Raw genomic sequence first — 25,282 nt, forward strand, 5'->3', positions numbered from 1 at the left:
ATGAAAAAGTTTTTCAAGAAAGTCGGCGCATTCTTGCGTCAGACCTGGGTCTGGACCTTGCTGCTGGTGCTGTTCGTCGCGCTGCTGGTGTGGTTCGTCGGGCCGCTGCTGGCGGTCAATGACTACAAGTTCTGGGAAGGTTCGACCTCCCGCCTGCTGACCATCAGTGTGCTGTTCCTGATCTGGGGCCTGACCATGGTCTTCGTCAGCTGGCGCGCTGGCGTACGCAAGAAAGCCATCGAAGACACCGAAGACGGCCAGGATCGTATCCGCCGTGAAGAGCTGATCGACGAAGAGCAGAAAGAACTTCGCGTACGCTTCAAGGACGCGTTGAAAACCCTGAAGACCTCGAGCCTCTATCGCGGTCGCAGCGAACGCTGGCGCAGCGATTTGCCGTGGTACTTGCTGATCGGCCCTCAGGGCAGCGGCAAGACCAGCCTGCTGGACTTCTCGGGCCTTGAGTTTCCGATCAACAAGATCGACCGCAAACTGACCCGCGACACCCTCGGCACCCGTCATTGCGACTGGTATTTCGCCGACCACGGTGTGCTGATCGACACCGCCGGGCGTTACCTGACCCAGCCGGATGCCGAAGTCGATGGCAGCGCCTGGAGCACCTTGCTCGACCTGCTGCGCAAGCGTCGCCGCAACCGTCCGTTGAACGGCGTGCTGGTGACCATTCCGGTGGAAACCCTGCTGGGCGGCAGCGAGCAGGATCTCGACACCCTGGCTCGCCAGGTACGTGCCCGTCTGCAAGACGTGCATCAGAAACTGCACGTCGATGTGCCGATTTATCTGGTGCTGAGCAAGGCTGACAAGCTGCTCGGTTTCGACGAGTTCTTCGATCAACTGACCCGCGAAGAAAGCGATCAGGTGCTCGGCACCAGCTTCCGCAAAGAGCAGAGCGGCACCGACGTCGCCGTCCTGCGCGCCGAGTTCGAAGAACTGCTGCGGCGCCTGAACAGTCAAGTGATCATGCGCATGCACCAGGAGCGCGACACCCAGCGCCGTGGTCGCATCCTCGACTTCCCGCATCAACTGGGGCAGATCGGCGAGCGCCTGTGCCTGTTCGTCGACATGGCGTTCACCGGCAACCGCTACCAGCGTGTCAGCCAGTTGCGCGGTTTCTACCTGACCAGCGCACCGCACCTGACTCAAGAAATGGACCAGACCACCGCCGGCATCGGCGCCAATCTGGGCCTCAACGCCGGCGTGCTGCCGACCTTGCGCAGCGGCCGTTCGCGCTTCATTCACCATTTGCTGAGCCGCGTTATCTTCCCGGAAGCCGATCTGGCCGGTCTGGACAAGCGCGAACGCAGCCGCATCCATTGGGGGCAACGTGCCCTGTACGTAGGCGCTTTGGCGGCACTGGCACTGTTTGGCATGCTGTGGGCGGGCGGATTTTCGGCCAACTACGAGCGTCTGGAAAACCTGCGTAACCTGGCGACCAACTGGACTCAACAGCGCTCGGCCCTGACCGCGCGTGATGATTCCATGGCAGTGCTCAAGCCCCTCGACACCAGCTACGCCGCGACTCAGGTCTTCCCGAAAAAAGGTGACGTGTCGTACCACGAGCGAGGCGGCCTGTACCAAGGCGAAGAGGTCAATCCGGTGGTCAAGGAGGCCTACGAGCGTGAGCTTGAAGCGCAACTGCTGCCGAAGGTTGCGACTCTGCTGGAAGGGCAGATCCGCGCCAACATGAAGGACCGCGAACGCCTGCTGAACAGTCTGCGTGCGTACCTGATGTTGAACATGAAAGACCGTCGCGACGGCCCGTGGCTCAAGGATTGGGTGGCCACTGAATGGTCCCAGCGTTACGCCGGCAACACCGCCGTGCAGAACGGTTTGAACACGCACTTCGAGCGTTTGCTGAAGCAGCCGTTTATCTACCCGCTGAACGATCAACTGGTGGCGCAGGCGCGTCAGGTGTTGCGCAGCGAGTCGCTGGCCAACGTGGTTTACCGGATGCTGCGCGAGCAGGCCCGCAATCTGCCGGAATATCGACTCAGCCAACACTTGGGCCCACAAGGTGCGCTGTTTGTCGGCACCGAATACGTGATCCCGGGGTTCTACACCCAACAGGGTTATCAGCAGTACTTCTCGGTTCAGGGCTCTGCGCTGGTCACCGATATCCTGCGTGACAACTGGGTGCTGGGCGAAGGCTCGGGCATCAGCGGCATGGACTTGCGTCGCCTGATGGTCGAACTGGAGCAACTGTACTTCCGCGACTACGCCAACTTCTGGAGCGAAGCGGTCGGCCAGGTGGCCTTGCCACCGATCAACGATGCGGGCGAGGGCGCCGAGCAACTGGCGGGCCTGACTTCTGCCAATTCACCGGTGCTGCAACTGCTGGTGGAAGTGCGCGAGAACACCCGTTTCCCGGCAGAAGCCGAGCCGGTTGATCAAGCCGCTGATGCCGCTGCAGCGCTGGGAGAGCAAAAAGGCAAGCTGGGCAAGCTGGGCAAACTGGCTTCTGCCGCAGCAGACCAGGCTTCGGACATGGCAGCGATGAAAAACCTGCCGGACACCGCGAAGAAATCCCTGCAACGCCGCTTCGAACCGCTGCACCGTTTGCTGGATGACAACAACGGCCCGGCCGCTGATTTGACCCCGGCCCTGACGGCGCTCAACGACCTGCAACTGCAACTGGCGAGCCTGGCGCGTGCCAGTGCGCCGGAACAGGCTGCGTTCGAGATGGCCAAGACCCGCATGAGCGGCCAGCGTGATGCGCTGAGCAACTTGCGCAATGCCTCCAACCGTCTGCCGCGTCCGGTCAGCGTGTGGTTCAACGTGCTGGCTGAAGACACCTGGCGTCTGGTGCTGAACGATTCCTACCAGTACCTGAACCAGCGTTATCAGAGCGAGCTGTACAGCTTCTATGGCAAGGCGATCAACAAGCGTTACCCGTTCAGCGCCCACAGCACCAGCGACGTTGCGATCAGCGACTTCCGCGAGTTCTTCAAGGCGCAGGGCATCAACGATCGCTTCTTTGATACCTACATGCGTCCGTTCGTGAGTGGCGATCCAGGCAACTACCGTCTACGCAGCATCGACGGTCACAGCATGCCGATCTCCAAGGTCTACCTCGACCAGATGGCCGCGGCACAAGTGATTCGCCAGAGCTTCTTCTCGATCAATCCGGCCGAGCCACAAGTGCAGTTCAAACTGGAGCCGTACACCCTCGACCCGGCCGTCAGCCGTTCCGAGTTCAAGTTTGGCGACAAGACCATCGAATACCGCCACGGCCCAATCGTGCCGGTGTCGTTCAAATGGCCGACCGATGCTGAAGACGGTCGCACCAGCCTGGTCCTCGACAAAATGGCCGGCCGCCCGATCGGCATCGAGAAGAACACCGGCCCATGGTCGCTGTTCCGTCTGTTCGACCTGATGCAGACCGAGTACCTGAGCGGTCGCGATGTGCTGGTACTCAAAGCTGACGTAGGCGGCCTGCGCGCCAATTACCTGCTTAGCAGCCAGCGCACACCGAACCCGTTCGACATGGGCGTGCTGCGCACCTTCCGTATGCCGGTGCAGCTCTGATGCTGGTTGCCAGTCCCTGGCGCAGCGCTGCGCGTACCGATCCGGGCAAGGTTCGGGCGCGCAACGAAGATGCTTTCCTGGACTGCCCACAGCAGGGGCTGTGGGTGGTCGCGGATGGCATGGGCGGTCATCAGGGTGGCGACGTCGCCAGCCAGTTGATCGTCGCCAGCCTGGCGGAATTGCCGGTGCAGGACGACTTCGACGAACGACTCAAAGGCATACGCCAGTGCCTGCACTGGCTCAACCGTCGCTTGGGTCAGGAGTTGACCGTCACGGCCGGGCGCCACGACAGCATCATGGGCAGCACCGTGGTGGCGCTGCTGGTGGAAGGTAATCGCGCGGCCTGCATCTGGGCCGGCGACAGCCGTTGCTACCTGTGGCGTGGCCAGCGTTTGTATCAGCTGTCCAAGGACCATTCGCTGCAGCAACAACTCATCGACGAGCAACAGATGAGCATCGAGGACGCCCGTGCGCATCCTTCGGCCCATGCCCTGACCCGTGCGGTCGGGGCAGCCGATGTGCTGACGCTGGACGTGCTCGAACTCGAGGTTTACCCCGGTGATACGTTTCTGTTGTGCAGCGACGGTTTGTACCAGGGGCTGAGCACCGATGCCTTGGGCAACGCCCTGAGCCTGACCGCGCCGCACGTTGCGCTGGAGCGTCTGTTCGACGGCGCTCTGCGTGGCTCGGCCCGGGACAACTTGACTGCTGTGGTGATTCGAAAATGACTGAACTCATGCCGCCGCTCGACGACCTGCTGGTGACCGAGGAAGAAGCCAATAACCTGACTTACTTTGCGTTCGCCAAATCACACAAGGCTGAACCCGCGCTGGCGCCGACCAAGGCCAGCGTCGGCGAAATGCCGGACGTACTCGCAGGCCGTTACCGCATCGAACGCCTGCTCGGTGCCGGCGGCATGGGCGCGGTTTACCGCGCACGGGATCTGCTGAGCGAACAGTTCGGCGATCCCGACCCTTACATCGCGCTGAAAATCCTCAGCGAAGAATTTGCCGAATCGCCGGACGCCAGTGCCTTGCTCTACAGCGAGTTTGCCCTGACCCGACGCCTGCGCCACGACAACGTGCTGCGTTTGCACAGCTTTGAAGTGGACACCGACTGCCAGCGCGCCTTCATCACCATGGAACTCATGCGTGGGCTGACCCTGGACAAATTACTCTGCGAGCGGCCGCTGGGCCTGCCGTGGAAAGAACTGCGCGACATCGCGCTGCCGCTGCTCGACGCGCTGGCCTTCGCCCACGCTTGCGGCGTGCTGCACGGTGACATGAAGCCGAGCAACGTCATGCTCAGCGAAGAAGGCGTGCGCCTGTTCGACTTCGGTCTGGGCCAGGCCGAGGAGGGCATCTTGCCCGGCCTGCCACACCTGAGCCGCAACCGCTTCAACGCCTGGACCCCCGGCTACGCCGCCCCCGAACTGCTCGAAGGCCAGCCGCTGTCGGCCAGTGCGGATGTCTACGGCGTGGCCTGCGTGCTCTACGAATTGGCCGGCGGCAAACACCCGTTCCGCCGCCTACCCTCGACCGAGGCCCGTGACGGCCACCTCGAACGCGAGTTGCACGCCCCCAGGAATCTCCCGAAACACTGCTGGCCAGCCCTGCGAACGGCGCTGGCATTCAATGCGGCAGATCGAACGATCACTGCCGCCCAACTGCGTGACGCTATGGGCGCCACATCGACTTGGCTGCAACGTCTGCGACGTCGGGCGTAACGGATGACTACCGAACAGGGAGCAAACAATGTTTAACCCTTCCAACGAAACGCATTTCAGCCTGACCGTCGAAGACTACGTCGGCGACCTGCAAGTGCTGTCGTTCACCGGCACCGAAGGCATCAGCCAGCCGTATCGCTTCGACCTGGAACTGGTCAGCGAAAACCCCGATCTGGACCTGGAAAAGCTCCTGCACAAGCAGGCCTTTTTGGCGTTCGATCCACAAGGTAGCGGCATCCACGGCCAGATCTACCGCGTTGCCCAAGGCGATGCCGGCAAACGCCTGACCCGCTACAAAATCTCCCTGGTGCCGCAACTGCAATACCTGCACCACCGCACCAACCAACGCATTTACCAGCAGATGTCGGCGCCGAAAATCATCGCACTGATCCTCGACGAGCATGGCATCAAGGGCAACGTCTACAACTTCCAGCTGAGCACACCCTGCCCGGACCGCGACTACTGCGTGCAGTACGACGAAACCGACCTGCACTTCGTCCAGCGCCTGTGCGAAGAAGAAGGCATTCACTACCACTTCCAGCACAGCTCCAAAGGTCATCTTTTGGTATTCGGCGATGACCAGACCGTGTTCCCCAAACTCGGCCAGCCCACCGCTTACGTCCAAGGCAGCGGCATGGTCGCCGACGAGCCGGTAATCAAAGGTTTCAAGCTGCGCCTGGAAACCCGCACCGGCCGCGTCACCCGCCGCGACTACGACTTCGAAAAACCGCGTCTGCAACTCGAATCCGCCTACAAACCCGAGGCGCAAAGCGACGCGCCGGACCTCGAAGACTACGACTACCCCGGCCGCTTCATCGACCGCGCGCGCGGCAAATTCCTCAGCCAACGCGCCCTCGAACGCCACCGCGCCGACTACCGCCAGGCCGAAGGCCACGGCGATCAGACCCGCCTGATCAGCGGCCACTTCCTGGAAATGTCCGACCACCCGCGCACCGAGTGGAACGACCTGTGGCTGCTCACCGAAATCTTCCACGAAGGCAAACAACCGCAAGTCCTCGAAGAGTCCGTGACCAGCGACACCAGCGACACCACCGACGACAAGGACGACTTCCACCAGGGCTACCGCAACCGCTTCCTCGCCACGCCGTGGGACGTGTTCTACCGTCCGGCGCTGGAACATCCAAAGCCGCGTGTGCTCGGCAGCCAGACCGCTATGGTCACCGGGCCTAAAGGCGAAGAGATTCACTGCGACCAGTACGGCCGCATCAAGGTGCAATTCCACTGGGACCGCGAAGGGTTGGCTGATGATAAAACCAGCTGCTGGATGCGTGTATCGAGCAGTTGGGCCGGCGATCGTTATGGCGCCATCGCCATCCCGCGCATTGGTATGGAAGTGCTGGTGACCTTCCTCGAAGGCGATCCCGATCAGCCGCTGGTGACTGGGTGCCTGTATCACAAGGAAAACCAGGTTCCGTACGATTTGCCGGCGAACAAAACCCGAACCGTGTTCAAAACCCTCAGCTCACCGGGGGGCGGTGGGTTCAATGAACTGCGGATTGAAGACAAGAAAGGGGCCGAGCAGATCTTTATTCATGCCCAGCGGGATTGGGATGAAAACATTGAGCATGATCAGAAGATTCGGGTGGGGAATGAACGCCACGACACGGTGGTGAAGAACACGTACACCGAGTTGAAGGCGGAAGAGCATCGGACCACGATTGCGGATCGCAAGACTGAAGCGCGGATGGATGATCACCTGACGATTGGGCAGAACCAGCATGTGAAGTTGGGGACTGCGCAGCTGACTAGCGTTGGGAAAGAGATTCATCTTAAGGCTGGGGACAAGATTGTCATCGAAGCTGGGATGGAGCTCACCGTGAAGGCGGGTGGGAGCTTTATTAAACTCGACGCTGGTGGGATTACTGTTGTTGGGCCGGTGGTGAAAATTAATGCCGGTGGGTCGGCGGGGAGTGGGACAGGGATTGGGATTAAACCGCCGGTGCTGCCGGGGGCGGCGGATAAGGATAAGGCGGGGAGTTTGATGGATCAGGCGTTATTGAATGCGCCGCCTGAGAAAGTTAAGCCGAAGGCTTTTTTTGTGTTTTCTGAGTGATGAAATTCGTGATTAGAACAAACAAAAATGTAAGGCAATTGAAGTGGTTCTCCCTCGTACTGCTGACCTTAGGTATGCACACCGGTGCCTTTGGCTCGTCGTCCATTGATGCTCAATGTCCGAGCGACGACTTTGCAGAGTTCGTTAAAGTTTTCGCCTCCCAGCCTGAGATACAGAAGGCCTTTATCGCCTCTCCCGTTGAAGAGATTCGAGTGGTTTTCGATGGCGACAAGCCGAAGGTAGTCAAACGTAAACTCAAAACCCTGGACGCTACTGAATTGAGCGTTCTCATTCCAGAAAAAGCTGGTGAGTCAGATCTCACCATTAAGGTCGAATTACCTAACAAGGTGATCGTTCGTGACGAGACGGGCGGATTTCTGAAAATTTTCGTCTTCAAAAAAGACAACTGCTGGGTTCTGAGCCGTGTCGAAGATTGGTCGCTTGAAAACGTTTTAGAGGGTGTGGCTGGAACGGAAAAACTATCGCCCGGTGAGCGAGAGCTGAAGAAAGGTGTGTGGTTTGACCGGTTGGCTAATCATGCTTCGCCCGAATCCGGTGTTTACCTGTACGCCGCAGCACTGGATAGCTATTTAGCCGGAGCTCAACAAGGTTCGCCGCAGGCTGCATTGTCTGCTGCGGGAATCAGTCTTTCTGGACAAGCCCCACGCCTGGATAACACCAGAATTCTGGATCTTTTGGTCACTGCTTCAAAAAGCATTCCCGACGCAGGTGTGACGCTTGCAAACTTTTACTGCGATGAGGGTGAATACGACGACAAGCACGTCTGTATTAATCCGCAACAGTCAATGGCCGCATTGGCAAGCGCCGCGCGCCGAGGCTCAGTTGATGCACTTATCCAACTAGGGGAGGCGTATGAAGTCGGCACTGTCGTCCCTGCTGATCTGCCCAGAGCAATGGCTTGTTATCTGGAGGTCCAGAAAATGGACAGTGAGGTCGGTACGCGAGGTGTTGACCACTTGGCTGCCCAGGGCGTCGTGGCTGATAACTCAACTCAATGTCTTAAAGCAGGAAGCTTCCGATGAGTACCGGACTACTCGAACAGCGGGCTAACTACCCACATAGCCAATATGAATACGGCCCTGCGAAAGGGTACGCCGACGCCGATGCCGACGGTCGCAAGGAAATCGATTGCTCAGGTCTGTTGTACCGAATGTTGAAGGATGCGGGATATTCAATCCCATACCGGACTACGGGGCAGTTAAATGTTGATGTAACCCATTTTGACGTCATCCCGCTCGCGAGCGTCGAGCCCGGCGATATTGCACTCTGGATCAATTTCCATGGGCATACGGGGGTAGTCGAGGACATCAACGCAGTACGGACCGCGGGGAATTTTTTCGGCTCGCAATCTTCCTCGGGACCAAAATCCGCTAAGTACGGACACCTGAGCGGTTACTGGCCGATGCCAGAAAAGTTTTTGCGTCCGAAAGCCCAATACAGGACGGGAGCGCAACCGGCGCCAGCGGCTGCTCCTGCACCTGCACCGGCGGGGCCTGCGCCATTGATGAACTTCCAATATCCGTTCAGAAAAGCTGATGGCAAGCAGTTCGCCAACGCGGAAGAAGTTTACGCTGCACTCGAAGGTGAAACCTCGGGTCACTACCTGCTCGGCAGTAACAAGTTCTGGCACGGCGGCATCCACATCACCAATGCAAGCGCCCCGCAATGCGTACTGAATGAGCCGATACGCTGTATGGCCGATGGCGAAGTCCTTGCTTATCGTCTTAACGAAGATTATCTAGAGTCGACTTTCGGCGACAACGAGAAAAAACTGAAGTACTCCAACTCCTTCTGCCTGGTGCGTCACGAATACAAATCGGCACCGAACGCGGAAGAAGGACCTAACAAGGGCAAGCAAAACAAGCTGAATTTCTACAGCCTCTACATGCACTTGTTACCTCATGCTCGTTACCCGCTGGCCCCTGAAGAAACGCCCGCCAAGAAAGTCACCATGAAAGTCGGTGACTTCAATGCCTATCCAACTGCGCCCCCGCCCGGTGTCGTCTCGCAGGCCGACGGAAAACTGGTTAATGGCACTCGACTGGAAATTCTCGAAACGGCCGACAGCGGCGAGCTGACTTATGCCAAAGGTAAAATTCTTTCCGGAAGCGTGAAAAAAGGCTCGACCAAAACCCGTGGTGTTGGAGATGCAGTCTGGTTCGCTTACCTGAAAAATGGAGAGCCCTACAAAAACACCGCAAATACTCAAATCTGGAAGGAAGAGTTGCTGCCCGAGCGTCTTCGGCCGAACTATTGGCAGGGCAAGGTTAAAGCGAAGTTGGTGAAGCGCTTGCCGCTGTACGACGCGCCTGCAACCCCTACTAATGGACAGCCAGCCGGTAGTCCGAAAGGGACGCTGCAGCTGAACGTTGGCAGCGTCATCGAGTTCGACAGTAAAGCGGTGTTAAACCTTTCCGTCGGCAATCAAACGCTGCGCATGGCCGCTTGCACATTAGTGAGTGGTTCGCTTTGGGGGAATGGTGTTATGCCGCCGACGTTCTGGGCCTGTGTGGAGAACGTACCGCCGAATAAATACGTAAGTTGGGAGACCGTCACGCCCAGCGAATTCGATAGTGTTGTAGCCACCAGCACCGGCATCAAGGCGGGTGACCCGATCGGCTACTTGGGGCAGACGGAAAATCTCACCAGCGAGCAAGGCGCGTCGGACAGCAAGTTTCAGGTTCACGTCGAAATATTCACCGCCGAAGCGGAAGTGAAAGATTTCCTCAAAAACCTCGCTGGCCTTAAAACAGGTAAGCAGTACCTTCAATTGCCGACCGGAACGGAGCTTAAGAAAGTAGCCCCGGCGACTGGCACGACACCGCTAAAGCTCGACCACGCTGTCGACCTCGGCAAGGCCCCTGTGGTCAAAGTCGGCCCGGAAGACTGGTACAACGTTAGCATCACCGACGACGGTCAACCGGTTAGCGGACTGGTAAAAAAAGCAGGCGCGAAAATCATCACCCAGCACGACTGGGAAAAACTGGGGTTCCAGATTGTTGAAGAAACAAACGCTACGGCGGATGGTTTCCTTGATCCCGAAGACATGCCGCAGTTCTTTAAAGACTTGTTCGCAAAAATTGACACAAACCACGACGGCCAAGTCGAACCAGCTGAGCTCGCGAATGCGTTAAAAAATGCTGAAACACGTTCACGGTGGTCGAAGTTGATCGCTCATCATCCGACCGAATGGAAGGACAAAGCGGACTCTGCAAAGTGGAGTAAATTAGATCAGTTATTAGAAACCTCCCCCAAAACGTTGAAGCATGAGAAAGAGCGTATTGATAAGTATGTTTTTTGGGATGAGCTCGCGGGAAAGGCGGCTATCAGTTCTAGTTTGATTTGGCATTTTCACCCGATAGCGTTGCTTGATAATTTCATGAGTCAATCCGTATACATAGATGTAGAGCGATTTGTTGCTATGTATGCCGAACAGCACGCATCATTCCAAGCGGAATCTCCCGCACTTTCAGCGAAGTCGAAAGAAAATCTACGGGAAATCGTAAAAAACATAAATATCTACGTCGATAAAAATAGAGAAATGCTGACGATATATGAATTGTCGTATATGTTCGCAACGGCGAGGCATGAGGCATACAACTACACAATCGCAGAATATTTTAGTGCCGCGCCGGAGATTGGGTCGGTTAGTTATTTCTACAAGTATGATCCTGTTCTTGCAGCGAGTGCTGCGCATAGGGAGAGAGCGATAGGTAACGGAAACACCGTCCAAGGTGACGGTTTTAAATACCGCGGGCGTGGTTTGGTGCACTTGACATGGAAAAACAACTATCAGAAAGCCAAAGATTATTTCGGGATAGATTTTGTTGGAAGTCCTGAAGAGGCTGCTGGATTTAAAAATTCAGTTCCCATTATGATTTGGGGTATGAAAGAGGGTATTTTTACCAATCAAAAATTGGGCACCTATGTAAATAACACCACCAAGGACTATCAAGGCGCCCGTAAAGTTATCAACGGTTCTGATCAGAAGGTTCTGATCGCGAGTTATGCCACTAAATTTGAAGCTATTTTGAGAGCTACATCCGTAGCGCCGGAGACTCGATAAGAATGAAAAAGAAAAACCTGTTTGTCTTGTTGTTCATTGGCCTCTCGTTTACCGTATCTGCTGCTGAAAAAGCAACGGTCTCTACGGGCGATGTTTATGAAGTAGATGAAGCGACTCAGAGCCTGAAAGTTAGCTGGTCGGGCGGAAGCAAAATTGTTGAAGGTGTCATTGGCGATAAAGGAGAAGTTACGAGAGACTTCGTTGACTTCAATGGCACTAAAGCGTTGCACTATGAAAACCTGGCATCGAGCACTCCGTTTGAAGCGTACTTTACGCTGAGTAGGCAAGGAGGCAATGTCGTTGTCGATTGCATATATGCAAATATACGTAATGACAGAAATGGTATTCTCATCAACAAGGCTGTTTGTGATCTTAACAGACAGCTCGTCGAGGATTATGAGGAGTCGATCTATGAGTTTTCTGACGAGTGGAAGAACATAGCGGGAAGAATCTCAATAGAGTCTTTGAACAGGACTCCGTCGGTAGCTTTGAATGTAGATGAGGCTCAGTACAAGGACATCCATTTGGTGAGAACTTATAAATCTCAGGACGATTTGGTATCTAAATCGCCGTCGGGTGCTGTTAAGCAAGGCAGCACCCAACATCAGTTCAACTCTGACGTAATCTTCTCTGTATATAAGGCCAGTGACTTGAAGTCTCCTCAGTATTTGGAAGTGGCGGAAAAAGGTATCGAAAAAACCTTTACACGCTATGATTATGAAAGTTTGAAAGCGTTGTTGAAGTAAACTTAATATTGAGCGAATTGGGGCGGATTGTTTTTTAACGTAAATAAATCCGCTCTATTTTGAACAGCCCAAAGGGGACGGGTTTATTTGTGATGATATGGTCGCCAATAAATAAATTCGTCCCCTTTTCTTTGGGTTCTTTTCTCAGTTTTCGGAACTTGGAGAGGGTAAAGGCAAGACCTACGGAGATTGGTATGGTCGGGGGATTATTCAGGTAACGCATAAAGATAATTACATCAAGTACTTTAAGCATCGCGGTCGGCAAGTAAACAATGAAACTCAGAACGTAGCTTGGAGAAATGCGGTTGGATCAGAATCTTATGACCAAGCTGAAAGCGCTGGTTTTTGGTGGGCGAAAAATAAGGCCAATAAAACAAGCGATCCTGTCGCTATGAATGTTGCGTGGCGGGTGGACGTGTGTGAGGACTTTAACTGGAAGACACACCAGTGTAGCGTTTCTCTCAGCGCGGAGAGTAGACTGAGCAATCCAACACTGGATCTAGTTGGGCGTCATGTGAATACAGGTAAGCCGACTACGACGATACGTATGAATGGATTGCCTGAACGAAGAGATGCATTTACCAATGTACAAGCGATATTGTCGGATCTGTTATATCCAAGCCCAGGGCCTGGAGAGTTGCCAGCACCAATTCCGTCGTTCATTAAGAGGCAAAAACAGTGATTAAGATCGTAGCTTTTTATTTGCTTTCCTCATTCTTTCTGGCACACGCTGGCGAAAATCTAATTGTTGAAACCGATGGTTGTGGAATGAAAGCAAGCAATTCCTCGGGCTTTTCATCTGAGGATACAAGTGAAGGTGAGACCATTATTAAATACAAATATAAAGACGGCAGGGTGCGGAATATCAAAATCAGTTGCGAAGATATGACTTTGGCGGATGCAATATCTGGAGATTATGTTCAAGAGAAGGATGGCTTGAAAGTTGGAACTGGTTCGCATCCTTTGGCAAAGGCAAGGACATATTCTGGTAGCAATTGGTCTGGTGTAGAGGGCGTTTATTTTTTGGGTGCGGTTTGCTTTACCACGTCATTTGAAGCAGGAAAAAGCCACGTGTTTTTTATAGATACATGCGGTGAGGAAAAGGACACGAATGAGGTAAGGAAGAGTTTCTTGTCGCTCCTTAAACGCGCTAAAACTTATTACGTCGAGCCTGGTGTGAAGTAAATGTTAGTCGTATAAATGGGGGGGGCAGAATTACTTAAGGTAGGTTAGCTATAGAAAAGGGGACAGATTTATTAAAGGCAGGTGTCTCCTTCTCCGACTTCCCCAAAGATTTGTAATTGCAGCTTTTTAAGGATGATTGGATGAATCGATTTTTCAATCGATCAGTACTGAGCGCTCTTTTGATTTTGCCTCTCGCTAATGCCATTCCCGCACTGGGTTCGACCGTTTCGCAGATTGCCACTTTTGAGCCACTAGAAAAGGTTGAAGCTGTCGTGACACAAGACGGATCAACCTTTACCGTCAGCGTAAAAAGTGATGTCCTGGCTATAACCAAGACAATTACTTTCGAAGCGCTAAACGACCTGCATGTACAGATTGATGACTTCAACTTCGATGGCATGAAAGACTTTGCGGTCTGGCATGTCGATGACGGGATGGGCACCTACACCGTTCACAGGATTTTTGTTTACCAGCCTGAAGCAGGTTTCTTCAAGGAACTGACTCCAGCTTGTGGCGACGATTTCGCCAATCTGCGCCTAGAGCGCGACAAGAGAACTCTGCTCAGCACCTTCTGGGAAATGAATGAGCCAAAGCTCTGTGTCACCAGTTTTTCCCCAGATTAGGTTGCCTGGATTTCATCTGAATAGATCAAGGACAGAGGACAGTGAAACGCTTTTTTTTAGGGATTCTTTGTACGCTGACATGCCAAGCCGTTTTGCCGGTTTCAACGGTGCTTGCTCAGGATCAGTGCAACGAGATCACCAAAAGCCAACAAATTGATAAGTGCTCTGCGGCATCGAAGGCCACTGCTGATTCACGTTTGAATACGAGTTATCACCAACTGCTGGCGCGGCTCGAAACCCAGTATCAAGCCAATCCCGAATTGCGGGCAGCGTATGTGGTGAAGGTGAAAGAGTCGCAGCGTGCGTGGATTAAGCTGCGTGATGCGAATTGCCATCTTGAGGCGTTTGAGATTGAGCCCGGCAAGCCTGCTTATGTCACGACAGTGAACAGTTGCATCACGGGAATGAGCCGAGAGCGTTCGGTTTATCTGGACAAGATTGCACCTGACATTTCGGCTGGTTCAGCCGCTCAAACTGCTGACGTTGCCTGCCCATCCGCTGACTTCAACACTTTCCTCGCTTCCTTCTCTGAGAGTGCGGCTATTCAAAAGGTCTTCGTCCAACGCCCCCTTAGTTTTATGGTGACGGTGGATGCTGAGCCCGAGCTGCAACAGGAAAAGCGTTCGCTGAGTGACGATCAGATCAAGTTTCCACTTGTGCCTGAGCGTGCGAAGCGAGAGGCTGAAGAGCTGACGTTAACCGTCAAAGAGCAGAGAGGGGATAAGGCGACGGCCATTTTGCAAAAGCCTGATACGGACTACGTGGTTGAGTATCGCTTCGTGCGTGGGCAATGCTGGATGCTCAGTGAAGTCTCGGATTTCGCACTGTAGAAATTTTTGGGAGCGCGCCATGCAGGCGCGCTCCTTGTTTCTGCTTACACCTTCGCTCGATGCTCCGCCGGATCCGGCGAATCAATATGATCCAGCGCTCGCTCCACTAACAGATGCACACCGACCGCCATTCTGCTGAGTGCCAGTGCAACGGAGCGGCGTGAGCCTTCTACGCTGTCGGCCAGGTCGGCGGCGATGGCCCCGATGGATAGCAGGTCTTCTGAGGCGTTGGCCAGAAGGGTTTCGGTGTGGAGGTCGGGAGCGACGATGAAGAGGTCGCCATTGCGACGTTTAGGTTTTTTATCCGCAGGTGTGCCGAGGTGAAGATCTAGGGCGCGCTCGGCGGCTTCGTGGAGCTTTTTGGAATCGAAGGATTCGTAGGGGGATGTGTCTTCGTGTTCTGGAGGATTGGGTGTTGGCTTGATCATTGGTATGTCCCGATATGTGTTTTGGATGTGGCTGTGTCCTCTTCGCTTGCATTCGAATAAGGGTGGCAGCCATGCGCAGGTGTGCAAGACCGGGCATATCGGACCCCGGCAGACCCCAAAGGGACCTCCCACGCACAGCCGCCATAAATCATTTACAGCGAGCATGAAAACGCTCGATGTTCGGATTGGCGATTGTGCGGCGATATGTACCGGACTTGCACGTCCGTGTCACCGTTTTTGCGGTAACGAACAAAGACTATCGGTGAAACCTAAGGCTGCCTAGTTCACGAACAGCACCGCGTGTTGAAGGAAATATCCGATGGACTCGAGCGTAGAAAGATCAAAATATCTTCGCTTTTAAACAGTTGGTTTCGTCAATGACTTGGTAGTCATCAGCGTCAAAAAGACCTGCATCTTCTTCTAACGCAACCAGACAGTGGCGTTCTTGCTTGAAGCCGCTACACTGCGCCGGCCGTTCATTTTCCTTTTGAGGCTGTGCGCATGAAATTTCGTTTTCTTCTGTGGATGCTGGGTTTGTTGATGGGTAAGGCCAGTCGGACTAATCCTGCGTTTCAGCAGCAGTTGGGTGACAAGGAGCTTGTATTCCAATTACAGACCCTGGACGGGAAAGTGGCGCGGCATTTCTTTGTGAAGGATCAGCGAATTACCAGTAAGTCCGGCGTGTATGCCGAGCCGGCGTTTGCGATTGCCTTTAAAGATGCGGCGTATGGCTTTGCCACGATGCAGGCGAAGAACAAGCAGTTGGCGTTTATGACGGGGATTCAGGACAAGTCGATTCAGATCAAGGGCAACCCGGCGCTGGTGATCTGGTTTCAGGGGTTGACCAAGTATTTGAAGCCGCGGAAGGCGAAGGTAAAAGCCAAGGCTTGAGGTCGATGATTAACCCTGTGGCGAGGGGATTTATCCCCGTTGGGCTGCGAAGCGGCCCTCAAACCTGAGACTGGGTTGTATCAGGCGTACCGTGTTGGCTGGGTTTGCGACTGCTGCGCAGCCGAACGGGGATAAATCCCCTCACCACAGGGGGTGTGGTGATTCAGGTTGATCGGCGGGGGATTCATCGCGGGCAAGCCCGCTCCCACAGGGATCGCGTAAATCCTGTGGGAGTGGGCCTGCCCGTAGTGCTTTAGGCCTGGGTGAATTGCGAAGCCAGTTCACGCAGCAGCACTTCAGCCTCAAGCACTTTGCTGACCACATCGTTGGCCTTGTCGCGCGTCAGGCCCACACGTTCCAGCAAGGCGTCCGGAATGTCTTCATCTGGCCCGGAGCCGACGCCACGGCTACGCAGCAAACGCACCGCCAGGCACACTAGATTCGGGTACTCGGCGTAATCGCCGTCGTAGCTTGGGTCGTGCTGGAAGCGCAGCGCTGTGGCCAGTTCTTCGGGCATGTCCCAGTAGCGCATCAGCCACGAGCCGATCTGTTCACGGCTGATGCCCAGCAAGTGTTGCTCGACGTAGCTGTGGCACAGGTGCGGGTTGACCTCCAGGTGGCGGCAGATCAGCGAGAAGTGTGGCGGGAAGACGTGGGCCAGTAGCAAGTAGCCGAAGTTGTGCAGCAGGCCGGCGAGGTAGGTCAGGCCGGCTTCCGGGCGTTGGGCGCGGGGCATGGCGCGGGTCAGGCCTTCGATGACGGCGGCGGTGTAGATCGATTGCTGCCAGTACGGCGTGGTGTGTTGCGGATGGTCCTTGGGCAGGCTCAGGGTTTTGCCCAGAGCCAGGCCCAGCGCCAGGTTGATCACCAGGTCGAAGCCCAGCACCCGCACGATGGCGTCTTCTACTGAGCGAATCTTGCCCGGCGAGGCGTAGTACGGCGACGCCGCCCAGCTCACAACCTGTGCGGCCAGCGCCGGGTCGGTTTCGACGACGCCAGTGATGTCGTCAATGGTGGCGTTGGGGTCGACGCGCAGTTTGATGATTTTCTGCGCGGTCTCGGCCAGCGGCGGAATCTCGATGGTCTCTTCCAGGCGTTGCTGGATGCGCCGTGCGGTGAACGCTTGAACAGCCTGGGTGATTTCCTCGCGGTCATCGTGAGGGCGGTCGAGGTTCGGGCGAATGCTGATCAGCGCTTCGCCGAAGTTGGCGGCGCTGGCCTTGGTCAGCATGGTCTTGAAGTCTTCGCTGGTGATCTCCAGCAACACGCCCGGCTCGCCTGAGTTGATCAGCAACTTCGGCTCGCGCAGCAGGCTTTCTTCATACAGGCACGGTGAACTGGTGAGCGCCGGCATGCCGGGCAGCAGGCTCAGGTTGTGTTTGCCGAGCATTTTTACCAGGCGTTCGGTGGACACGGCGGTGAGGCGGCGGCCGGTCAGTTCGGCGAGGCGATTGAGGTCCAGCAATTGGCTCTGCGGGAACAGCACCATGAGCGTGCCCACGGCGTCATCAAGCAGAACAGCCTGCACTTTGCGTGCGGCGTTCAGGCCGTGATGGTCGAGGACTTCTTCGTAGGCGATACCCAGTTTGCCCAGCATCAGCCGAATAACCGACGGAGCGTGCGGGGTGGCGGGTGCGAGGGCAACTTCGGTCATGGTCTGTATCCGTTTTAAAACAATGGCAGGAGTATAACCAGCTTGCTCAGAACGGTGGTTCAGAAACTGCGACGGTGCTCACACTTGGCCGTATTGCTGCCCATGACGTAGCCAGCGGTCGAGCAGCGGGCTGACGTGATCCGGCCAGCGTTCCATCAGCGCCTGGGCGGCGTCGCGCACGGCGGGCAGCAGATCGGCGTCGCGCATCAGGTCGGCGACCTTGAATTGCAGCAGGCCGGTTTGACGCGTGCCGAGCATTTCGCCGGGGCCGCGCAGCTCGAGGTCTTTTTCGGCGATGACAAACCCGTCGTTGGTTTCGCGCATGATGCCCAAACGCTGACGACCGATCTGTGACAGCGGTGGATGGTAGAGCAGCACGCAATGGCTGGCGGCGCTGCCCCGACCCACACGACCGCGCAACTGGTGCAATTGCGCAAGCCCGAGGCGTTCTGGGTTTTCGATGATCATCAGGCTGGCGTTGGGCACGTCGACGCCGACTTCAATCACCGTGGTGGCGACCAGCAGTTGCAGGTTGCCGGCCTTGAATTCGGCCATGACGGCGGCTTTCTCGACGGGCTTCATGCGGCCGTGGATCAGCCCGACCTTCAGCTCGCCGAGGGCGGCGGTGAGGTCTTCGTAAGTCGTTTCCGCCGCTTGGCAGGTCAGCTCTTCCGACTCTTCAATCAGCGTGCACACCCAATAGGCCTGACGCCCTTCGGCACACGCGCCGCGTACCCGCTCGATGACTTCGATGCGCCGGGTGTCGGTGACCAGCACCGTATTCACCGGGGTTCGGCCGGGCGGCAGTTCGTCGAGGATCGAGGTGTCGAGGTCGGCGTAGGCGCTCATGGCCAGCGTCCGGGGAATCGGTGTGGCGGTCATGATCAGCTGATGCGGACACATCCGCCCGCCGACGCCTTTCTGCCGCAACGCCAGCCGTTGCTGCACGCCGAAGCGATGCTGTTCGTCGATGATCGCCAGTGCGAGATTTTTGAACTGCACTTCGTCCTGGAACAGCGCGTGGGTGCCGACCACCATCGGTGCGCCGTTGGCAATCTGCTCCAGTGCGGCCGCGCGGTTCTTGCCTTTGAGCTTGCCGGCCAGCCATGCGACTTCAATGCCCAGCGGTTCGAGCCAGCGCTTGAAGGTGATGAAGTGCTGCTCGGCGAGGATTTCGGTGGGCGCCATCAGCGCGACTTGATATCCGGCCTCCAGCGCTTGCAGTGCGGCGAGGGCAGCGACCACGGTTTTACCCGCGCCGACGTCGCCCTGAATCAACCGCAACATGGGCTCATGCTGACTAAGGTCGTAGGCGATTTCGTTGCCGACCCGTTGCTGAGCGCCGGTCGGAGTGAAGCCGAGGTTGGCCAGATATTGAGCCGGCAGCTTGCTGGCTTTCGGCATCGCCGGGGCGCGCAGGGAGCGCATGCTCTCGCGCAGACGCTGCTGGGACAGTTGATGGGTCAGCAGTTCTTCGAAGGCCAGCCGGTGCTGCGCCCAGTGATGACCGAGGGCGAGTTCGTCGACATCGGCATCGGCGGGTGGGTGGTGCAGGTAGCGGATCGCATCGGCCAGCGGCGCCAGTTGATAATCCCGCGCCAGTTCGGTCGGCAACCAATCGGGCAGGCTGGTGGGGCCGAGCATCGTCAGGGTCTGCATGCACAACTGGCGCAAGCGCTGTTGGGTCAGGCCTTCGGTGAGTGGGTAAACCGGGGTCAGGGTTTCGTCCACCGGCGGCGGCTCGTCGCCGGTGATGGCGCGGTATTCCGGGTGGTAGATTTCCAGCCCCGACGCACCGGGCCGTGCTTCGCCGTAGCAGCGAATCCGCGTACCGCGTTTGAGGCCTTCTTTCTGGGCGTTGCTGAAGTGGTAGAAACGCAGGCTGAGCCCGCCGGTGCCGTCCTGCAGGCGCACCACCAGGCTGCGGCGACGGCCCATGACCACATCGGCGCCGCTGACGGTGCCTTCGATCACGGCGTCTTGCCCGGGTCGCAAATGGCCGATCGGGACCACGCGAGTGCGGTCCTGATAGCGCAGCGGCAGGTGAAAAAGCACGTCCTGGAGATTCTCCAGGCCGACTTTGGCCAACTTCTCGGCCATGGCTTCGCCGACACCCTTGAGTGCCGTCACCGACACTTGCGACAACTCGGTCATGGCAGCGACTTAGGCCGCAACCACCGGTGCTTGTGGCTTGGCCACCGAGCACAGGCGAATGGAGTCAGCGAGGATTTCAATCGCCTTCGGCCGCGGGAAGCTCGCGCGCCAGGCGATGGCCACGGTGCGGAACGGCACCGGAGGCGTCAGTGGGCGCACTTCGATCACGCCGGGGGCGTAGTGATGGCTGTCGACCGCCGACAGCGGCAGGATCGAGATGCCGAGGCCGGACGCAACCATGTGGCGGATGGTTTCCAGGGAACTGGATTCCACCGTGGTGTGCTTGGCGCCGTCGTTGCCTTTGGCCAGGGTCGGGCAGGCTTCCAGCACTTGATCGCGGAAGCAGTGGCCTTCGCCGAGCAGCAGCAGGCTCTTGTCGTTGAGCAGGGCGGCGTCGATGGATTCTTTTTGGGTCCACGGGTGCTGGGCCGGCATCAGGACGTAGAACGGCTCGTCGTAGAGCTGCAAGGTCAGCACGTCGGCTTCGTTGAACGGCAGGGCGATGATGATCGCGTCGAGCTCGCCGTTGCGCAGTTTGTCGCGCAGCACGTGGGTGAAGTTTTCTTCGATGTACAACGGCATCTGCGGGGCAACCCGGTGCAGTTGTGGGATCAGGTGCGGAAACAGGTACGGGCCGACGGTGTAGATGGCGCCGACTTTCAGCGGGGCGGTCAGCTGGTTCTTGCCGGCCTGGGCCAGTTCGCGGATGCCTTGGGCCTGCTCCAGCACTTTCTGCGCCTGGGCGACAATGCCTTCACCGACCGGGGTCAGGCGCACGGCACTCTTGCTGCGCTCGAAAATCAGCACACCGAGTTCGTCTTCAAGCTTTTTCACGCCCACCGACAGGGTCGGCTGGCTGACATGGCAACGCTCGGCCGCGTGGCCGAAGTGCTGCTCTTGGGCGAGGGTAACGATGTAGCGTAATTCTGTAAGAGTCATAGCAAGCGTCCATGAAGTTGCGGGCCAAGCATACCGGCTGCAATCGATAGACGCACGTTATCAGACTGAGTGCGTTGAGTGACACAGGGCAAAGCAGGTTTGCCGCTGGCGGATATGCAAAAGGCACCTTTTCGGGTGCCTGATCGCGGACTTTCCTGCTGGAAGAAATCCTTGTAGGAGTGAGCCTGCTCGCGATAGCGGTATCCCATTCACCGAAGAGGTTGAATGTGATGGCCTCATCGCGAGCAGGCTCACTCCTACAATGGTACGGCGGTGTTTTAGCGCCGGCGTTTTTCCAGTGAGTAAACAAACGGTGCAACGATTTCGATGGCGCCATTGGTCAACATGTCGGCCGGTGGCTTGGGCAGCGGTTGGGCGCGGCGGATCATTTCCAGAGTGGCCCGGTCCAGATCAGCAGTGCCGGAAGCGCCGACCAGTTCGAACGACAACACGTTACCTTCACCATCCACCACGAAGCGCAGACGGTTCATGCCTTCCTTGCCCCGCGCCTGTGCACTGGCCGGGTACTTCTTGTACTTGGCCAAGTGAGCGAGCAGGGTGCCTTGCCAGCTGGCCTTGGCCGCTTGCTGGGCCGGTGATGGGCCCGGTGCCGGCTGAGCGGATTTCTCCGTTGGCGCCTGGGTCGGTTGCGCGTCGCTCGGTTTTTCCTCGGACGGCTTCTCTTTAGGCGGTTCCGGTTTTTTTTCCACAGGCTTGGGCGGTTGAGGCTTTGGCTTGGGTTTGACCGGTTTCGGCACGGCGATCTCGGCCTTCGGCACTTCAGCCAGCTTCGGTATCGGCAGTTCTTCCACCGGGGCGGGTGGCTGTGGCGGCGTTATGACCTTCGGCGGTGCCGGCGGTGGCGGGGCGGGAACCGGCGCCAACTCGACCATCATCGCCTGTGGCGGCAGTTCGATCGGTGGGCGCGACGTCCAGTTCAGCGCCAGCGCAATGGCCAGCGCATGGACGCCCAGCACCACGGCCAGACTCCCGCTGTAACGCGTCAGCTTTTGGCGCGTTGTGATCATTTTTTGACTGCCGTCTCGAGTCCGACCAGACCCACCTTCAGGTAACCGGCAGAGCGCAGGTTATCCATCACGCTCATCAGGTCGCCGTAATCCACGCCTTTATCGGCCTGGAAGAAGATCGTCGTGTCTTTCTTGCCTTTGGTCCTGGCGTCGAGGGTGGCGCCGAGTGCTTCGGCCTTCACTTCGTCTTCGCCGAGGAACAGGCGTTGGTCCGCCTTGACGCTGAGGAACACTGGTTTCTCTGGCCGTGGAGCCGGTTTGGCGCTGGAGGCTGGCAGGTCGACCTTGATGTCCACGGTGGCGAGCGGGGCCGCCACCATGAAGATGATCAACAGCACCAGCATCACGTCGATAAACGGCGTGACGTTGATTTCGTGGTTCTCGGCCAGATCGTCGTCTGCGCCTTCTTTCAAATGCAAGCCCATGGCGGATTACCCTACTTTGACCATGTGCGGTTGCGTGGTGCGCTCGGCGGTCGGCAGGTGATCGAGGTCACGGCTGACCAGCAGCAGGACTTCAGCCGAAGCGTCGGACACTTGGGCCTTGTAACCCGCGATAGAGCGGGCAAAGACGTTGTAGATCACAACGGCCGGAATCGCTGCAACCAGACCCAACGCGGTTGCCAGCAGGGCTTCGGCGATGCCGGGAGCCACGACGGCGAGGTTGGTGGTCTGGGTTTTGGCGATGCCGATGAAGCTGTTCATGATGCCCCACACGGTACCGAACAGGCCGACGAACGGCGCGGTGGAACCGATGGTGGCGAGCACGCCGGTGCCGCTGCTCATATTGCGACCGCAGGCTGCAACCAGACGCTCGAGGCGGAAGGCGACGCGTTCCTTGATGCCTTCTTTCTCGCGGCTGTTGACCGACAAGCGCATCTCTTCCAGGGCGTCATGCACCAGCAAATTGGCGAGGGTGCCTTGCTTGGTGGCGGTCACACTGGCTTCTTTCAGGGTGGTGGCTTTTTTCAGGTGGACGATTTCGCTGCGCAGACGACGCTTGGCGCCCATCAGCTCGAAGCCTTTGGCGATCCAGATGGTCCAGGTGATGATCGAGGCGATGGCCAGACCGATCATCACGATTTTCACGATGATGTCGGCGTTCTGGTACATGCCCCACGGCGACAGGTCGTGGGCCATGCCCAGGGTGTTGTCGGCTTCGAGGACTTGCGGAACGTCTTCGGCAGTGGTGTCTACAGCTTGGGCCGGGTCGGTCGCAGCCGGGGTAACATGCTCAGCTGGAGTTGGGGCTGGAGCAGCAGTGGCTGCCGGAGCGGCTGGTGCTTGTGCGTCAGCGAAAGCGGCGGTCGGCGCCAGCATCAGGCTGAGCAGCAGGGCGGCCACCGCGCTCCAGGCGCGAGGTCGTTTGGTTGGCGAAGCGGGGAATTGATTGCGTGTCATGCTGGCCGGACCTGAGAGAAAAAGACGGTAAATGTTCTTCCAGGCCTCGTGAGGCCGAGAACAAAAGTGGCCGGCATTATTGCAAGTAATTCTTGTTAACAAAAGTAATAGAGTATCTTTTTTTCCTTCATTGCTAGCCGCTCGTCCATTGCCAGCGCTAGTCTGTGCCTTTCTGATGGGAGTTTTCTGATGTCCGCGCCCTCTGTTTTGATCGCTGGCTGTGGTGATGTTGGTAGTCGACTGGCCACGCAATTGTTGGCTGGCGGATGGGAGGTTCACGGCTTGCGGCGTGATGTCTCGCGTCTGCCAAAGGGCGTGATCGGCGTTGCCGGTGACTTGTTCAATGAAGACTGTCCCGCGACCTGGCCAGTCGGTGCGGTGGATTACCTGGTGTATTGCGCGGCCGCCACCGATCACGATGAAGCCGGTTATCGCGCCGCTTATGTTCAGGGCTTGAAGCATGTGCTGGAGTGGCTGGACGATTATGGGCAGATGCCCGACCGTCTGCTGTTTGTATCCAGCAGCAGTGTGTATGGCCAGCAGGATGGCGAGTGGGTCGATGAGACTTCGCCGACCATTGCAACAGGCTATTCGGGTCGATTGATGCTGGAGGCGGAGCAAGTGGCGCTCGATAGCGGTATCCCGGCCAGCATCGTACGTTTGACCGGCATTTACGGACCGGGGCGCGAACGGTTGGTGACGCAGGTGCGTGGGGGTTATCGCGTGGCCATCGATCCGCCGCTGTATGGCAATCGCATTCACGCCGATGACGCGGCAGGGCTGATGGCGTTTCTGCTTGAGGCTGATCGACGCGGTGTGGCACTGGATGACGTCTACATCGGTGTGGACGATGCGCCTGCGCCGCTGGCCGAAGTGGTGGGCTGGTTGCGTGAGTATCTGGGCGTGACCGAATGGGCCGAAGACGCGAGTGTGCGGCGCACTGGCAGTAAGCAATGCAGCAATGCTCGGGCGAAAGCCTTGGGCTGGACACCGAAGTACCCAAGCTATCGGGAAGGTTACGCCGCGATCCTTGAAGGGCGCAGCTGATCCACAAACACACCGAACAACTGTAGGAGCGAGGCTTGCCCGCGAAGGCGTCATAACGTCCAACATCAATGTTGGCTGTTACATCGCCTTCGCGGGCAAGCCTCGCTCCTACAATTGGATTTTTGTTGGCCTTTAAGGCCGGGTTACTGCTTCTCGAGCAACCACTTGCGATCACCCTGGGTGAACTGCGGCATTTCATCCGCCTGTGCGGTGTTCACTGCCTGGAGGATTTCCAGTTCCTTGCCCTTGCGCGCAAAGATCCAGGTGTTGCCCTGGCCGTTGAGTTGCAGCCACATGTTGTCGTTGCCGCCACTCATCGACGCGCAATCACCGGCCAGGCACAGGGCATAGCGATCCGCCCCTGGCAGGCCGGCAACCTGGCCGTCAGCCTGGAATTGCACGGTATTGCCTTCACCGGGACCGCTGACGACTTTCCAGCTGCCGCCCATATAGGCCGAATACAGTGCGCGTTCGAAACTGGCACCCATCGGTGCGCCGTCCGGCACCGTAACCTGCGCGCGGTCGAATACTTGTTCCGGCTCATTGTCGCTGGCGACCTGGCTCAGTTGTTTGCCGTCACGCTTCAGCTCACTGGCGGAGCTGCCATAAAAGTCGACTTTCCAGGCGCCAGACTCTTCGCCCAGCAGCTTGCCGTCGACGTTTTCAAAACCATTGGTGTAGCGGGCCTGACCAGCCTTGGTGTTGACGTCCCATTCCAGGTTTGGACCATAGGCCTGGAGCGCTTCGCGCAGGGGGCCGCCTTTGGCTGCAGCATCGATCGCCACCTGATTGATCCAGGTGCCGCTGATGTCACGGTCGGCAGGGTTGCTGGCACAACCGCCCAAGAGTAGGGCGACCAGCGAGAGAGCTAGCGCTTGGCGCATGGTGGAATCCTTTCAGAACGAAGACGGCGCAGCCCATGGGCTGCGC

20 protein-coding genes are annotated in these 25,282 nt (G+C 57.4%); 12 read left to right on the top strand and 8 right to left on the bottom strand.

The features are described 5' to 3' along the window. The 10 genes from tssM to ACYZUA_RS03085 all read left to right on the top strand — a co-directional run bounded on the left by tssM (position 1) and on the right by ACYZUA_RS03085 (position 14,811). On the top strand, positions 1 to 3,540 hold the full coding sequence (gene tssM / locus ACYZUA_RS03040) for a type VI secretion system membrane subunit TssM (protein WP_461962029.1): 3,540 nt from the start codon (positions 1 to 3) through the stop codon (positions 3,538 to 3,540). Beyond that, positions 3,540 to 4,268: a PP2C family protein-serine/threonine phosphatase gene (locus tag ACYZUA_RS03045; protein WP_461962030.1), complete on the top strand. Its 729-nt coding sequence runs from the start codon at positions 3,540 to 3,542 to the stop codon at positions 4,266 to 4,268. Before tssM ends, ACYZUA_RS03045 begins: the two co-directional genes overlap by 1 nt. Then, complete coding sequence (locus ACYZUA_RS03050) at positions 4,265 to 5,266, top strand: serine/threonine-protein kinase (protein ID WP_461962031.1); 1,002 nt, start codon at positions 4,265 to 4,267, stop codon at positions 5,264 to 5,266. The genes ACYZUA_RS03045 and ACYZUA_RS03050 overlap by 4 nt, the downstream gene beginning before the upstream one ends. A gap of 28 nt (positions 5,267 to 5,294) precedes the next feature. After that, on the top strand, positions 5,295 to 7,340 hold the full coding sequence (locus ACYZUA_RS03055; protein WP_461962032.1) for a type VI secretion system Vgr family protein: 2,046 nt from the start codon (positions 5,295 to 5,297) through the stop codon (positions 7,338 to 7,340). Further along, entirely contained in the window at positions 7,340 to 8,383 is a 1,044-nt protein-coding gene (locus ACYZUA_RS03060; RefSeq protein WP_461962033.1) for a tetratricopeptide repeat protein, read from the top strand. Before ACYZUA_RS03055 ends, ACYZUA_RS03060 begins: the two co-directional genes overlap by 1 nt. After that, on the top strand, positions 8,380 to 11,427 hold the full coding sequence (locus ACYZUA_RS03065; protein WP_461962034.1) for a hypothetical protein: 3,048 nt from the start codon (positions 8,380 to 8,382) through the stop codon (positions 11,425 to 11,427). The genes ACYZUA_RS03060 and ACYZUA_RS03065 overlap by 4 nt, the downstream gene beginning before the upstream one ends. A 2-nt stretch (positions 11,428 to 11,429) precedes the next feature. Next, positions 11,430 to 12,173 (top strand): hypothetical protein, encoded by a 744-nt coding sequence (locus ACYZUA_RS03070; protein ID WP_461962035.1) that lies wholly within the window; start codon positions 11,430 to 11,432, stop codon positions 12,171 to 12,173. Positions 12,174 to 12,851: 678 nt separating this feature from the next. Then, entirely contained in the window at positions 12,852 to 13,358 is a 507-nt protein-coding gene (locus ACYZUA_RS03075; RefSeq protein ID WP_461962036.1) for a hypothetical protein, read from the top strand. 140 nt (positions 13,359 to 13,498) lie between these two features. Beyond that, positions 13,499 to 13,981 carry an XAC2610-related protein gene (locus ACYZUA_RS03080; RefSeq protein WP_461962037.1) on the top strand — a complete coding sequence of 161 codons (483 nt, stop codon included), beginning with the start codon at positions 13,499 to 13,501 and terminating at the stop codon, positions 13,979 to 13,981. A 41-nt stretch (positions 13,982 to 14,022) separates the two neighbouring features. Further along, positions 14,023 to 14,811 carry a lysozyme inhibitor LprI family protein gene (locus tag ACYZUA_RS03085; protein WP_461962038.1) on the top strand — a complete coding sequence of 263 codons (789 nt, stop codon included), beginning with the start codon at positions 14,023 to 14,025 and terminating at the stop codon, positions 14,809 to 14,811. A 44-nt stretch (positions 14,812 to 14,855) separates the two neighbouring features. Here ACYZUA_RS03085 and ACYZUA_RS03090 read toward each other — a convergent pair whose 3' ends face one another. Further along, positions 14,856 to 15,239 carry a DUF6124 family protein gene (locus tag ACYZUA_RS03090; RefSeq protein ID WP_461962039.1) on the bottom strand — a complete coding sequence of 128 codons (384 nt, stop codon included), beginning with the start codon at positions 15,237 to 15,239 and terminating at the stop codon, positions 14,856 to 14,858. A gap of 501 nt (positions 15,240 to 15,740) precedes the next feature. Between ACYZUA_RS03090 and ACYZUA_RS03095 the strand changes: the two genes are divergently transcribed. Continuing rightward, positions 15,741 to 16,130 (top strand): hypothetical protein, encoded by a 390-nt coding sequence (locus ACYZUA_RS03095; protein WP_056738657.1) that lies wholly within the window; start codon positions 15,741 to 15,743, stop codon positions 16,128 to 16,130. 253 nt (positions 16,131 to 16,383) lie between these two features. Here ACYZUA_RS03095 and ACYZUA_RS03100 read toward each other — a convergent pair whose 3' ends face one another. The 6 genes from ACYZUA_RS03100 to exbB all read right to left on the bottom strand — a co-directional run bounded on the left by ACYZUA_RS03100 (position 16,384) and on the right by exbB (position 23,305). Further along, on the bottom strand, positions 16,384 to 17,784 hold the full coding sequence (locus tag ACYZUA_RS03100) for an aminoacyl-tRNA deacylase and HDOD domain-containing protein (protein WP_461962040.1): 1,401 nt from the start codon (positions 17,782 to 17,784) through the stop codon (positions 16,384 to 16,386). Between the two features lie 78 nt (positions 17,785 to 17,862). Further along, positions 17,863 to 19,938 (bottom strand): ATP-dependent DNA helicase RecG, encoded by a 2,076-nt coding sequence (gene recG, locus ACYZUA_RS03105; RefSeq protein WP_461962041.1) that lies wholly within the window; start codon positions 19,936 to 19,938, stop codon positions 17,863 to 17,865. A 9-nt stretch (positions 19,939 to 19,947) separates the two neighbouring features. Then, a complete protein-coding gene (locus tag ACYZUA_RS03110; protein ID WP_008150125.1) occupies positions 19,948 to 20,877 on the bottom strand; it encodes a hydrogen peroxide-inducible genes activator in 930 nt (309 codons plus the stop codon). Between the two features lie 278 nt (positions 20,878 to 21,155). Continuing rightward, positions 21,156 to 21,905 carry a TonB family protein gene (locus tag ACYZUA_RS03115; RefSeq protein ID WP_461962042.1) on the bottom strand — a complete coding sequence of 250 codons (750 nt, stop codon included), beginning with the start codon at positions 21,903 to 21,905 and terminating at the stop codon, positions 21,156 to 21,158. Beyond that, the gene (gene exbD / locus ACYZUA_RS03120; protein WP_008150131.1) at positions 21,902 to 22,330 is read right to left on the bottom strand and encodes a TonB system transport protein ExbD; all 429 of its coding nucleotides are present in this window, start codon (positions 22,328 to 22,330) and stop codon (positions 21,902 to 21,904) included. Before exbD ends, ACYZUA_RS03115 begins: the two co-directional genes overlap by 4 nt. Positions 22,331 to 22,336: 6 nt before the next feature. After that, positions 22,337 to 23,305 carry a tonB-system energizer ExbB gene (gene exbB, locus ACYZUA_RS03125; protein ID WP_461962043.1) on the bottom strand — a complete coding sequence of 323 codons (969 nt, stop codon included), beginning with the start codon at positions 23,303 to 23,305 and terminating at the stop codon, positions 22,337 to 22,339. 189 nt (positions 23,306 to 23,494) lie between these two features. Here exbB and ACYZUA_RS03130 point away from each other — a divergent pair, with 189 nt between their 5' ends. Further along, entirely contained in the window at positions 23,495 to 24,352 is an 858-nt protein-coding gene (locus tag ACYZUA_RS03130; RefSeq protein ID WP_461962044.1) for an SDR family oxidoreductase, read from the top strand. Positions 24,353 to 24,495: 143 nt separating this feature from the next. Here ACYZUA_RS03130 and ACYZUA_RS03135 read toward each other — a convergent pair whose 3' ends face one another. Then, positions 24,496 to 25,236 carry a hypothetical protein gene (locus ACYZUA_RS03135; RefSeq protein WP_461962045.1) on the bottom strand — a complete coding sequence of 247 codons (741 nt, stop codon included), beginning with the start codon at positions 25,234 to 25,236 and terminating at the stop codon, positions 24,496 to 24,498. Between the last annotated feature and the right edge of the window lie 46 nt (positions 25,237 to 25,282).

It is taken from the genome of Pseudomonas sp. LS2P72, assembly GCF_054897865.1.